The organism is Prevotella aurantiaca (assembly GCF_015262605.1).
Classification (GTDB): Bacteria; Bacteroidota; Bacteroidia; order Bacteroidales; family Bacteroidaceae; genus Prevotella; species Prevotella aurantiaca.
In genome coordinates this window covers 10,307-24,587 of the sequence record NZ_JABZSJ010000005.1, presented here as the reverse complement: position 1 = coordinate 24,587, position 14,281 = coordinate 10,307, and the positions used below count along the sequence as shown (strand labels likewise).

Below are 14,281 nucleotides of genomic sequence, written 5' to 3'. Positions count from 1 at the left end.
AAGCAATTTCTGAACGGGGCATAACCTGCCGAGCGACAGTCCGAAAAGAAGCCTTTTACGCTTGCTTCAAGTAGAAAGTACCCCACAGCAACATTACTTTCAAAATATAAAACACACGAAGCCCCGCAGCCGAGAAACCTCTTTGCTGCGGGGCTTTGTATGTGATGCGGTCCTGTCCGACCTTATTTTTCAGATACGTAAGGTGCTGCTGTTGCAGTAGTAAAGCCACCATTCGATTTTCCTTTCGTATATGTTCCACCAGCGTAGATGCCATTTGTCGAAGTTCCCGAGTGGCTACCACCTGTATAGATATTGTAGCTTGTACCCTTCGATAGCTTTGGCGACGAAACGAAAAGGGTAGTGTAGGATTGCGGAATCTGGTAAGTAATCACCTCAGAACCACCCGTTGAGCTTTGAATATTCATCAAAGTAGCACCGAAACGGTACGATGCGTCGTTCTTACCCAGTACCACTGACGGCTGCGTAGACTCTGCGGTAGGCAACGACACATTATCGTTTGCGCTGATACCAATAAGAGTTCCGCCCGTAATAACAAACGTTTTTGTCGTGCTTAATATGGCAGCCATCTTTTCATGTTGCGCTATTGCCGTTGTTGTTCCGCCTTTTACGTAGAGGTTGAAAGCCATTATACTATTACCAGCAGTACTTTTTGCATGGGTATTACCACCATTAATGATAAGTCCAGAAACACCATAGATAGCCGAATTATAAGCCGAAATCGTAATATTACCGCCGTTAATGGTCAGTAGTGAATATGCACAGATGCCATAACCATTGCGTCCTGTTGTCGTAATATTATATGTTCCACCGTTCATAACGATGTAATGGTCAGTATTACGCGATGCACTTCCCGATTTAATAATGCGGGTACAGATTCCCCACTTAGCAGCTTCTACGTTGTAAGTACCGCTGTTAAGGAAGATGTGATGGTCTGCCGACCTTATTCCATCATAGCCCGATTTGATGTTAAAGGTAGTCTCTTTCGCTGTAATACCATACATAGCACTGATACCAGAACCATTATTTGAAGTTATGTTTAGCGTTCCTTTTCCGTAGAAAACCAATTTTCCATTGCAGTAAAGGGCAGCATGGTTCTCTTTCATAAGGGTAGCCGTGCAAGAATTAGTAGTTCCCCCTACAGTGTGAAAAAATACCTTTGGTATTGTAAGGTTAAGCGCAACACCTTTCTCATTGGTAATATTTGCTCCGTTAAGGGTAACCTTTGCAATCGGTTTTCCTTCGATATTAACAGAACCAGAGTAGGTTCCAGAGATAATATATTCTACGTTCGAAGCCGTAGAAGTAATGTTCACAATGCCTGTCCCTATAACTGCTGCCACACCAGATACATTATTTTTTACGGTAGCAGAAGTTCCGTTCAGTTCTATTCTAACTATTTTCGTAAACTCATAGTTGCTCAAACTGTCGTTTGTTTCGTCCATTAACGGTGCATCACTCACGGTTTGCGTAGCCGTTTCAGATGTTTCAACAGTGCCACCCTTCTCGTTGTTGTCGTCGTCATCGCCCGAACAAGACGTCAATAGTCCAATTCCGAGCACGCTCAACAAGGACAACACAAAAACTTTTTTCTTCATTTTGTTTTATAATAAAATATTTGTTGTTCGTAATAATCTGCTGACATAGAGTTTTAAAACATCGGTAGAACGTCCTCACCCCCTTATCCTCGCTGTTTAACTCTTCGGGTTGGGCAGTGCAAAAACACACATAATGATGCGTCGGAGCGACTCTCTTATGCTCCGCAGCAACCTCTCCTCCCACCGTACAGCACTACAGCCGTACAGCCAAAGGCCGTTTCTTAACAGAAAAAGCGATTTATATTCTCGGAATTCATCAGTTATAAAAACTCGTTATAGTCGCTGACAAAGATACGAAAAAGGCAGAGATAGTAGTATCTCCGTATAAGAAAAATATATTAAAGTGTTTAAAAAATAACGAAAGCCGTCCCTGTCTTACAACCCCATTTGCAAGCACTCGTGCTACATTGCCGATATGAATATACATACATATTTATACAAATACCCACTAATAGCGTTTCGGTTGTGTAACCATCTCTCCACCAGCGTGTTACAATAGGGGTTGTTTTGCAATGCAAAAGCGCCTATATTGCACGGCAAAAGCGGCTGTTTTGCGTTGCAATATAGGCACTATTGGAAAACGAAAGCGTGGGTATTGATTTCTAAAAGAAGTTTTCTTGCAATTTCAGAATAATTATGCTGTTATTTCAGTATCTGTATACAATCACACTAATACAGCTTGTAGGGTGTTTGTTAAAATAGTGATGAGAGGTTGCCAACTATTCGATAGTTAGTTCGTAGTTTGTGCTGCGGCCGCCCTTTTCGCTCTTTTGGAGTATCTTTTTGGCAACAAGGTCGTTCAAATCTCGTATGGCAGTGTCTTGCGAACAATGGTTTATCTTGTACCATTTCGAAGAGTTCAGTTTGCCATCGAAGCCATCGAGGAGCATATTCAGTACCTTTCTTTGTCGCTCGTTCAGTACTAAATCTTTGTGTTTGTCCCAAAAGTGCACCTTCCGAATGGTGTTTTCAGTCTTTTCAAGCGCCACTTTCAAAGCACCATGTAGCGTTCTAAGAAACCACAAAATCCATTCTGTTATGTCCGTATTCCCATGCTGTGCCTTTTCTAATTGCGCATAATAATCCTTCCGATGTTTCAGTATTTCAGACGAAAGACTATAATATCGTTGTGCAGTTTTGTCGGCTCTCGATAGCAACACCTCTGTTATGGTACGACATAAACGACCATTGCCATCGTCGAAAGGGTGAATGGTGAGAAACCATAGATGGGCAACAGCTGCCTTTACCACAGGGTCTATTACTGCAGTTTCGTTCTCTATCCATTCAAATAAGTGCTGCATCATGCGCGGAACATCGCTACTTGGAGGTGCTTCATAGTGAACTTTCTGTCGTCCCATCGCCCCTGAAACCACCTGCATAGGCTCTTCTCCCACTCTCCAACGGCCAACTCCGATTTTATAAATACCGCTTTGACCCGTTGGAAATAGGGCAGCATGCCAAGCAAATAGTCTTTTTTCGTTAATGGGTTCGCCGAAATGGCTGGTTGCATCAATCATTATCTGCACGACACCCTCTATATAATGGTCGGTTGGAGGCAATCCTTCGTATTCTAAACCCAAGTGTTTCGCAACCGAAGACCGCACGCTATCCCTGTTAAGTCTTTCGCCTTCTATCGCAGAAGAGTGTACTGTTTCTTCGGTTAAAGCCTCTAATAAGAAGTCGTTTTGCTCTTTAAAACCAAACAAAGACAAGGTTCCCAACAGTTTTCCACGAAGGAAATGCACTTCGGAAAGAATACTGCTAAAGGTGCTATCTTGCCATGTCATGTTGCGCAAGTCGGCATCTTGCCAGATGTTTTTATTATTCATATAATCTAAACCCATTTGTTTGCAAACTTAATACATTCTTGTCATAGTTGCAAAACTTTGCGGATAAAACAGCGTTTATTCTATGCAAATTTGCGGAGAATAAGCCTTCTATTCTCCGCAAACGCTGTTTTTAGGGTGTGGGGGCAGTGCTTTTACACCCTTCTCGCCTTTCTTTCGTTTCGTTTACATGTCGAAACCGATACCTATTCCAAATGGGTGGCAGGCAGGACCGCTATTCATTAGCTTTGTAAGACTGTAGTGGGCGTAGATAGAAACATACTTAATGCCGAAGTAAGCTTCAAGGTTTAGTCCTACAGGATTGGTGTCTAAGTTGCGGCTTACAGTGAAACGCTCTTTGCCAATGCGGTACTTACTCTTTATTTCTCCCTTGAAATCGAGCGAGCAACCTAAGCCAAAATACAATGGTTTACCCGCAAATTTGTTCTGCCATTCAATCATTACGGGAATCTTACAGTAGCTGTATTTAATGAAACTTGTCTTTACTTTCTCTGCCGAATTCCTTACTATGACAGGCGTTCCGTCGGTGTCGTCCAACATATAATTGGGGTGGAAGTGGTTGTGTATAAAGCCTATTTGGAAGGCAGACACAAGGCCTAAGGTGTTAGAAGCGTTGAGACTAAGACTCACGTCGAAGAAATTGATACCCCATTCGAGCGACTTTACGTCTTTACTATGCATGTCCTTGCCACCATTGAGAAGGTTTGCACCAACATAAAAGTCGGGAATATGACTATAGAAATTGTGTCTGCCCTTTCTTCGAATAGGTACGAATGGCGACGAAATAAAGAAGCGTTCCACCTCCTGACCATCTATATAGCTTGTTTCTTTGGTCTTTGCGAGCATGTTGCCGTCTTTGTTATACACAGCCACATTGAGCGATACGCTGTCCTTGCTCAACACTATCTGCTTGTTGGCGTAGTGGATTGTGGTGTCGTTTACTTCGGCAGCCATTACCGGAACAGCTGCGACAAATGCTAAGGTTAATAACAGTTGTTTCATAATCGTATATGTTTTGTTTTTATTTTTAGAATGTTTGATGTTGTTTATCAGCGTTTTTTGTAGCATACATTCATAATGTCGTCAGGACCGAGCGTACCCTCTATGTAGATGACGGCACCGCTATCGTTGGGTCCATTGCTAAAAAGTATGTAGCGGTTGAGGCCAGAAGGCAGCTGCGGAAGTATGTAATAGCCGCTTGTAACCTTGCCGTTATCAACGATTTCGCGTATCTTTCGTGCTTTCTTTCTGTCGGCATCGATGTATGGCGCAATGCTTGCTCCAATCTTCTTATACGTCAACGACTTGTAAACCTTGAGCTTATAGCCCCTCAAAGTGGCGTCGTTGAGTACCACCATCTTGCAGTTTTTAGCCTTACCGAAGCGTTCAAAGGCGACGCTAATCTGCAAATCGCTCTGTGCCGATGCAGGTATGAGTACCATCAGCAGGCACATTGTGAGAAAGGTTCTTATTGTTTTATTCTTCATCGGTTGTTCCTCCTATCAATGAAAGTGCGTTGAAATCTTCGTCTCCGTTGGTCGAAACCATGTTGAGAGCAGCCTCTGCTTCGCGTTGAACCACCTCTTTATTAGTGATACGCTCGCCATTTACGAAAGCATAATCGCTTGTCTGACTGCCTTTTTGTTGCATTACAAGCATGGTAATCACCACTGCTGCAGCTGCCGAAACGGCTGCAACAAACCAGTTGGGAAGTCGCTTACGTTGTTTGATGGTTGTGGTTTCGAGGGTAGGTTCAGACAGTATCGTGTCGTCCTTACCGCGTTCCTGACTCTCCCAACGGAAGAGAGCGCACAGCGGTTTCAGTTCGTTCGGCACCAAAAGCGGGTCTTGTGCAAAGAAACAACGTAGCTGTTGTTCCTCGTTCGCCGTTGTTTCGCCGTCGAAGTACTTCTGTACCAGTTTGTTTATATCGTCTATTTGCATATCTTTTCTTCTATATTAGTCAGTCTTATAAACTCTTTCTGAATGCGTCGCCGTGCCCTTGACAAGTTCTGACGGACTGCTTCGGCCGAGCAACCACATATTTTTGCAATCTCTTCGTTCTCGTATCCGTCAATATCTTTGAGGCGGAAGATTTGCTGTTGAAGCGGTGGCAGGTGGTCAACAATCATCTTTATCAGTTCCATATCGTCCTTTGTGGCCATGCTTCCTGGCTCAGTTGCGAGTTCCTTCGGGTGTTCTCCCTCTGCGCTTTCGAGCTTTCTGTGTCGCCAATGGTCGATGGCTATGCCCTTAATTATCTTCAATGCCAAAGCCTCGACGTTAGGGTGATGGTCTAATTTATGGCGCATAGCCCACATACGGAGGAATGTTTCCTGCACGAAATCTTCGGCTTCAACATCTCCACCCTCCAGCGTTGCTGCTACACGGAGCAGTCGGCTGCGTAGGCTTACAACCATTTTGTTAAATGTTTCTATTTCCATCGCTTTTCAATAGGTAAACGAACGAGGTGTCGTTTTGTGACATTCGGACGTAAAAAATATTCCCATCGTCGTTGGTTTATTGTCCTTTCATAGCTTTAAAGATAGCATTAACCGACTAAAAATCAGTTGTTTGCTGTTGTATTGTAGACTATATAATTTTTTCTTTCTAATTGTTTAAAACTTGGTTCTTAGTTATTTGATACTATCATTACTGCCCTGCAAAAATACAAAATACTTTGAATAACCACTCTATACCCAATATTTAATTTGTAAAGAAAGCAATAAATGAAGATTATTGTAGTGCTTTTGAGTTTGCCATTTTAGCACTTTTTTGCCTGAGCGGAAATGTAAGAGAAGTGCGAAAAAATAGGTTCGAACATTGAATAACATGGAGCTGATACCTACATTTCGGTTAGATGGTGTATTTGAAAATACTCCAATTAACTCCGTAAGTCGCAAAAAATAAAAACCTTTAAATGATATTTTTTCAGTAAACTGTTATGTTAGCCCCCTTTTTTTTAGTACTTTTGCATAATAAAATGTATTATCCCACACGCTGGGAATAGCTTATGCGCATTAAGAAAAGGAAGAAATGGTTAGCTGCCATAGTGTTAGCGCCCATTTCATTATTTATATTCTTGCTCGCTCTTCTATACTTGCCACCTGTTCAAAATTGGATTGTAAAGAAGATAGCAAGCTACGCTTCTGAGAAAACAGGACTGGAAATCAGCATCGACCACGTCTCGCTCAGCTTCCCGCTCGACCTCAAACTCGAGCAGGTTATGATGTTGCGACCCAACGATAGCCTCCCGCAAAGGCGCGATACGGTAGCAGAAGTGAAGGAACTAATGGTGAATGTGCAACTCCTTCCACTGCTGATGAAAGAGGTAGAAGTAGACTATCTCACCTTCAAAGGACTGAAAGCAAATACCATGAACTATATTGGCGATTTGCAAATAAAGGGTAATTTAGAACGATTACACGTTGTTGCACATGGCGTAAACCTTAAAAATTCAACAGCATTACTTAATCAAGCTGAAGTACAAGGGGGCTTTCTCGATATCGCTCTCAACGATACCATGCCGAAAGATACCACGAAAGAGAAAACAATCTGGAAGATAAATATCGACAAACTCGACCTTCAAAGAACGGCACTTCGACTCCACATGCCTGGCGATACTATGGTTGTGGGAGCCGAAATGGTGAAGGCTGCTATCTTAGGGACGTCAATCGACTTGTTTAAAAACGAATATAAAGTGCGCCAAATTGCTTGGCAGGGAGGCTCGCTCAGTTACGATAAGACTTACGAACCGAAGGCACGACAAGGTTTCGACGCTGCTCACATAGCGCTAAGCAAGCTCTATATGGGTGTCGATTCGTTTGCTTACGACTCCACGGGCATTGTTGCTAACGTCAGAACAGGTAATTTTACAGAGCGTAGCGGACTGGTTGTTAACGATATACGCACACGTTTCCGCCTTGATAGTACGAGTTTGTACTTGCAACCGCTCTATTTACGCATGCCGTCAAGCGAGATAAAAGGTAGCATTTTCATGAATATGAACGCCTTTGCGCCTATCAACCCTGGTAGGTTGGCGGTGTCTTTGAATGGCTTTGTGCGTAAAGACGACCTGCAACCCTTCTTGGTTGGTGCTGTTCCATCGAATGTTCTGCGTGCAATACCGACCAAACGGATAGACGTTAGCGGAACATTGCAAGGCAATATGAAGGCTTTGACCATGAAAAAGCTGCACGTTGGCATGCCACAGCACTTCTTTGTGAATGTAAATGGTAGGGTAAGCAACTTGCAAAGTACGAAGAATATGTCGGCAAACCTCGCTTTCAACGGCAATTTACAAGATGTTCGCTTTGTAAAACAGCTACTGCCGAAGAGCACAGCCCAAACGATTAGTATTCCAACAGGCATTGGTTTCGACGCGAAAGTTAAGATGCGAGGGGCGCAATACGATGCCGATGCACTGCTATATGAGGGCGGAGGCAACGTCGTAGTAAAGGGAAGCTACAACGCCAACAGCGAAATATACAACGTAACAGCCCGTGCTACCAACCTACAGCTACAGCATTTCATGCCGAAAAGCGGACTTCACCCCTTCACTGGAAGCATATCAGCATACGGAAAGGGCACCGATGTGCTTAATCCGAAGTCGTCTTTGCGTTTGAAAGCCAATATCGGACAGTTCCGTTTCGGCTCTTATGTACTCGATGGCATTAGTGGCGACATCGCAATGATGGGCGGAGCAGCCAACATACACGTTATAAGTACAAACCGAATGTTGGGTGGCGACTTCACTTACAAGGGCAAACTAAGCGATAAAATGGTAGATGGACACTTGCGAGGATGGTTCCGCCGTGTTGATTTGAAGCAAATTGGCGTGATGAAAGACCCTTATGTGGTGTCTACATGGGTAGATATCGACGTGCGTTCGAATATGAAGAACAGTCATTATGTGAGCGGACCATTGCGCCATCTAATACTTACGAGTGAAGGAAAACATGGAGTCCAGCGTCTTGCATCGGGTGATGTGGACATTACGGCAAGCGTTAGTGGAGGTAAAACAGCCGCTCATGTGAAGGGAGATCTTACCTATGCCAACTTAAAAGGGTTGGGCATGATGGACAAGAACTATATTTTAGGAACGCAAGTCAATCTTGCTTTCCGTTCAGAACGGACCAACCATTATAATATAGAAGGCTATCTTGGCAACCTAATGCTTACCGAAGATAGAGGAGGACAGGAGGTTCCGCTCTTCGATGGCGACTTAAACATTCACGCAAACATGGCTGGTAAACGCGTAAACGGTAGTGCTAACGGTCTAATACGGCAAGCCGACCTTTACCAATTAGGCCTTGTCGACAAGCCATTCAGCTCTAACTGCGCGCTAAACATAGAGTTTGACACCGACATGGCGGACAAATTGATGGTCCGTGGTATGCTTGGTAACTTGCAAGTGAAGGCTGATAACAAACGATACACGCCTGGTGATGTTAGAATAGACGTACTAAGTCGTGCTGATACAACCCGTGCTGTAATTGAAGGAGGCGATTTTACACTGAATACGAACTGGCATGGCAGTTATCAACAGGTACTAAAAGCAGGGCAAAGAATTGCTAACAACTTGAATAAGCAAATCGAAAACAAGCGCATAGACCAGATGGCGTTGCAGAAATTGCTGCCTACAGGAAGATTGAAGCTTGTTAGTGGCGAAGGAAATCTGTTTAGTAAGCTACTCGAACAGCAGGGTTATGTCTTCAAAACAGCCAACATCGACCTTACGTCTTCGCCTGAAAAGGGACTCAATGGAAATGTTATTGTCGATTCACTCGTCTACGATGATGTGCATGTCGATTCGCTTTTAGTAGACCTTACCACCAACGACGTTGGACTAAGCTACGATGTTCAGGTGCTGAATGGACCTGATAACAGTTATCCTTATAAGGGTTATTTGTCGGGTTCGCTATTCGATAGAGGTCTGAATGCGTCGCTCGCAGTTATGGATAAGGACGATAAGGTAGCCCTTGCGCTATCTGCACAGGCTGCAATGCAGGATCAAGGAATTAACCTTTCGCTTACTTCTGCAAAGGCAATATTAGGGTATAAGGACTTCACAGTGAACGAAGATAACTATATATATATAGGTCGTAACAAGCGCATGAAGGCCGAAATGATGTTGCTTGCAGACGATGGAACAGGTATACACCTATACAGTGACAATACCGACGAGACCTCTTTGCAGAACTTTACAGTATCTGTGAACAAGTTCGAACTGAACCAATTGCTCAAGATACTGCCGTTTGCGCCAAGAATTTCAGGTCAGTTGGACGGCGACTTCCACGTCGTTCAGACTCCTTCAGCTATAACCGTATCCAGCGATATGGGTATTAAGAACATGGTATACGAGCTGAATAGCATGGGAGATGTGGGTGCAGAGTTTGTATATGCGCCTAAAGATGACGGCACACACTACGTTGATGCTGTGATAATGAGGAACGATGTAGAGATAGGAAGGCTTGAAGGAATCTATGATAGCAAGGGTACGGGGGCGCTGGATGCCGAGTTTACGATGGAGAAATTCCCATTAAGCTACGTCAATGGCTTTGTTCCTGACCGCATTGTAGGCTTGCGAGGCACTGGCGAAGGCACACTAACGATGAAAGGACCACTCAAGAATCTCGACATAAATGGTGAGATTTACCTCGACTCATCGTATGTTTTCAGTGAGCCTTATGGTATTGAAATGCGCTTTGCCAACGACCCTGTGCTCATTCAAAATAGCCGAGTGCAATTCGAAAACTTTGAGGTTTTCGCCAGCAACAACGTTCCTTTAAACATCGCAGGCTACTTAGACTTCTCCAATTTCGACCGCATGACCACCGATATACGTATGCGAACACGCAACTTCCAAGTGGTAAGTGCGAAGGAAAACTCACGTTCTGAACTTTATGGAAAGGCGTTTGTAAACTTCGATGGAGAGATGAAAGGACCGCTGTCGTCGCTCCTCTTAACAGGAAAAGTAGACATTTTAGGTAGCACCGACGTTACTTACGTGATGCGCGATGCCCAGCTTGTCAGCGATAACGAACTTGAAAACCTCGTTACTTTCACCAATCTGAATGACACAACCGATATCGTTGTGAAGCGTCCAGATATACAAGGACTGAACATGAAGCTACGTATTGATGTCGATAACCAAGCCCATGTGCTCTGCGCACTGAGCCCAGACCGCTCTAATTATGTAGATATTGTCGGTGGAGGTAGCCTCAATATGAACTTCGACCCCACCAATGGAACTCGCCTCAGAGGTCGTTACACCATAAGTGACGGTAAGATGAAGTACTCGTTACCGATTATTCCGCTTCGCACTTTCCAAATACATGAAGGCAGTTATGTAGAGTTTTCGGGTAATCCTACCGAACCAACGCTCAGCATTACAGCTACTGAGACAGTGCGAACCAACGTTTCTGATGGTTCGGGCAATGGTAGAATGGTAGAGTTCGAGGCTGGAGTGCGTCTGTCGAAACGATTCCCTAACCCTGGCGTAGAGTTTATAATAAAGGCTCCAGAAGACCAAGAGATGCAGGGAAAACTTAACACGAAGAGCGTAGAAGAGCGGTCGAAGCTTGCCGTAACAATGCTTGCTTCGGGCATGTACTTTGACGGTACCACTACAGCTACAGCCAATGGAGCCATGAATAACGCTTTGATGGGCTTCTTACAGAACCAAGTTAACTCTATAACGGGCCGTGCTTTGAACTCTATGGGCGTAGATATAAGCGCCAATATGGAGAGTACTGCCGATGTATCGGGTAGTCTTCACACCGATTATACCTTTAAATTCTCGAAGCGTTTATGGGATAATCGCCTCCGAATCATTATGGGTGGACGCGTATCAACAGGCTCTCAGATGTCAGAACAGAATGGTGCGTTCTTCGATAACTTCTCGTTAGAGTATCGTTTGAATAAGCAAGAGACGAAGTATTTGAAGTTTTACTACGAGCGAGAGGCCTACGATTGGCTCGAAGGAAACCAAGGAGAGTTTGGCGTTGGTTTTATTTGGCGCCGCAAGCTGCAGCATTTTAAAGACATATTCCGCTTCAAGAGCAGTAAAGAACCGGCTCCACAGCGCGATACTTTAATTAATTTTGTAAATGAAAAGAAACAATAAGCATACCCACCGCGCCAGTTCTGCCCAACAAGGCAGTCTGCTTTGCACCGCCATTGCCTTGCTGCTGATGCTCACGGCAATGGTATCGTCGTGCAGTACCACCAGTGCGCTGCCCGATGGCGAGCAACTTTACACGGGAATGACGTCTACCGAATACACCAATTATAAGAAAAGTACGCACTTCAACAATGTGCAAGAAGAGCTTGATGTGGTACTGGCAACAAAGCCAAATGGCTCTCTCTTTGGCAGTCCGTCGTTTAAATCGCCTTTCCCAGTGGGCTTATGGATATGGAATGCCTTCTCGCCCGATACATCAAAGTTTAGCAAATGGATAACAAAAACCTTTGGTTCGCGTCCCATTACCTTATCTATTGTGTCGCCCGAACTACATGCAACGGTGGGCAAAAGTCTATTAAGCAAACGTGGATACTTCAACGGTAAGATAACACACGAGCTTGTTCCACAGTCGAATAAGAAGAAAATAAAGCTCAAGTACACCGTAAACATGGGACATTTGTGGACCATTGATAGCGTGAAATACGTCAATTTCCCACCTGAAGCAGATAGTTTGATAGAGGCAGCACGCTCTAATGCCATTGTAAAGAGCGGTGTTCCCTTCGACGTAGCCACTCTTGAGCAAGAGCGTCAGCGCATAACGAGCCTTTTTCGCAACAATGGCTACTTCTATTACAAGAACAACGACGCCAGCTATCTGGCCGATACAACCATCGTTAGAGGTAAGGTGATGACACGTTTGCAGCTTGCCGACTCGGTAGGAGATGCAGCTTTGCGCAGGTGGCGCATTGGTAAAATTACCGTAAACCTTCAGAAAAACTTCCTCGAGGATTTAGAAAACACAAGAGAAGAACGCGGTTTCACGCTCAACTTCAACCATAGCAAACCACCATTGCGTGCGAGAGTAATCGCCAACGATATGCAATTCAGACCAGGCGACCTATACCAATACAACAAGCACACCGAGACTTTGGAACGCCTGAACGCCACTGGTCTGTTCTCATCGTCCAGTCTTAACTACAAGCCACACGATGAAACAGATACCTGTAGTACGCTTGATGTAACGTTCGACCTTACTTTCGACCGTCCCTACGACTTCTATGTGGAGGCTTATGGACGTGGAAAAACAACAGGAAGATATGGTCCCGAACTTATTGTCGGCTTGACAAAGCGCAACGTTTTCCATGGTGCCGAACTGCTCAACGTGCGTTTACATGGCGCATACGAATGGGCAACAGAACGCAGCGACGCCACCACCACAACCGGACGCATCAACGATTACAACTACGGAGCCGAAGCAAGCCTTCAGTTCCCACGCTTTCTTAACCCTTTTAAAACACCTCCTCGCATTTTGCTCGAACGCTTGCGACGACTTGAGGCGGCAGCAATTGCAGAAGGAAAACCCCTTACGCTGAAACCGCATAAGGTTTATTTTGAAACACCAATGACCACTTTGAGTGCATCGGTGAACATCATTAAGCGAGCGCAATACTTCAAACGACACGTTGTGGCAGGCGAACTCACTTACAGTTGGGCACCCACCGACCGCAGCGCTTTCGTATTTAAACCGCTCTCCCTCACATATGAGTACATGCATTCGGTAACCGATCGCTTTAAAGCACTTGTTGATAGCGTGCCTTATCTCGAGGTTTCCATGGCCGACCAGTTCATACCTAAGGCCCTATTCCAGTACACTTACCAAAGTCCGAAAGGCTATCTTAACCCCATACGATGGTGGTCTACCGTGAGCGAAGCATCTAACTTGCTCGCCTTAGGCTACATGGTTGCAGGTAAAAAGTGGAACGAACGCAGCAAGACAATGTTTAAAAATCCATTCGCACAGTTCGTAAAACTCGAAACAAACTTTACCAAAATATGGACCGTTTCTACCAAGTCGTCCATCGCAGCGCACGCCAATGCAGGTGTAATATGGGCCTTCGGAAACAGTACCACAGCCCCTTATTCGGAACAATTCTTTGTCGGCGGCGCCAACAGCATACGTGCTTTTAACATCAGAGAGATAGGTCCAGGAACCTATCGGTCTACCTCTCAAGGACGCTCTTACATTGAACAAACGGGCGAAGTAAAGGTACAAGCCAACCTCGAATACCGCCCTCACCTTGTAGGAAACCTCTATGGAGCGCTCTTTCTCGACGCTGGTAACGTGTGGACGCTACGCAACGACGCCAGCAGACCAGGCTCTCAGTTCCGCTTCGGCAACTTTTTAAAAGAGTTAGCGTTCGGTACCGGACTCGGTGTTCGTTACGATATAGGTTTCTTTATGCTTCGCTTAGACTGGGGCGTAGGCTTACACGTGCCATACGAAACAGGGCGTAACAAGCTATACAACATACGCAATTTCCGAGATGCACAGGCCTTCCACCTTGCCATCGGACTACCTTTCTAAAACGTACGACAGCGTTGAGGCTCACTTTTCGAGTACCTATCAACACACAAGACACAGCCAAAACAAGTGCTTTTGTTGCAACCCGATTGCGCAAAATCACTTTTTTTTTATTTCCTCAAGCCCCCTTTCTCACGTACATTACCAACCACTTCGAGTCCCGAAAAAACTACTTCCCCAAACCGAACGATACAGTTGCGAAACTTACCTTCCATTGCTTTGAAATACATGTAATATCTTTACAGAAAATCACACCGCCAAAACCTTTTTC

Annotated in this window: 8 protein-coding genes; 2 read left to right on the top strand and 6 right to left on the bottom strand. The window is 44.7% G+C overall.

Features of this window, described 5'->3' with window-relative positions; translation table 11 throughout:
* Positions 1-182 precede the first annotated feature (182 nt).
* The 6 genes from HXN26_RS02045 to HXN26_RS02020 form a co-directional block, all read right to left on the bottom strand.
* The gene (locus HXN26_RS02045; protein WP_273158385.1) at positions 183-1,616 is read right to left on the bottom strand and encodes a carbohydrate-binding domain-containing protein; all 1,434 of its coding nucleotides are present in this window, start codon (positions 1,614-1,616) and stop codon (positions 183-185) included.
* A gap of 719 nt (positions 1,617-2,335) precedes the next feature.
* Positions 2,336-3,445: a Fic family protein gene (locus HXN26_RS02040; protein ID WP_273158384.1), complete on the bottom strand. Its 1,110-nt coding sequence runs from the start codon at positions 3,443-3,445 to the stop codon at positions 2,336-2,338.
* A gap of 183 nt (positions 3,446-3,628) precedes the next feature.
* Positions 3,629-4,465 (bottom strand): hypothetical protein, encoded by an 837-nt coding sequence (locus HXN26_RS02035; protein WP_273158383.1) that lies wholly within the window; start codon positions 4,463-4,465, stop codon positions 3,629-3,631.
* A 47-nt stretch (positions 4,466-4,512) separates the two neighbouring features.
* Positions 4,513-4,950 carry a DUF6108 family protein gene (locus HXN26_RS02030; protein ID WP_273158382.1) on the bottom strand — a complete coding sequence of 146 codons (438 nt, stop codon included), beginning with the start codon at positions 4,948-4,950 and terminating at the stop codon, positions 4,513-4,515.
* On the bottom strand, positions 4,940-5,407 hold the full coding sequence (locus tag HXN26_RS02025; protein WP_273158381.1) for a hypothetical protein: 468 nt from the start codon (positions 5,405-5,407) through the stop codon (positions 4,940-4,942). The genes HXN26_RS02030 and HXN26_RS02025 overlap by 11 nt, the downstream gene beginning before the upstream one ends.
* Positions 5,398-5,907, bottom strand: a complete 510-nt coding sequence (locus tag HXN26_RS02020) for an RNA polymerase sigma factor (protein WP_273158380.1) — start codon at positions 5,905-5,907, stop codon at positions 5,398-5,400. Before HXN26_RS02020 ends, HXN26_RS02025 begins: the two co-directional genes overlap by 10 nt.
* Positions 5,908-6,476: 569 nt before the next feature.
* Here HXN26_RS02020 and HXN26_RS02015 point away from each other — a divergent pair.
* Complete coding sequence (locus HXN26_RS02015) at positions 6,477-11,591, top strand: translocation/assembly module TamB domain-containing protein (protein WP_273158379.1); 5,115 nt, start codon at positions 6,477-6,479, stop codon at positions 11,589-11,591.
* Positions 11,575-14,013 (top strand): translocation and assembly module lipoprotein TamL, encoded by a 2,439-nt coding sequence (tamL, locus tag HXN26_RS02010; protein ID WP_273158378.1) that lies wholly within the window; start codon positions 11,575-11,577, stop codon positions 14,011-14,013. The genes HXN26_RS02015 and tamL overlap by 17 nt, the downstream gene beginning before the upstream one ends.
* Positions 14,014-14,281: the final 268 nt, after the last annotated feature.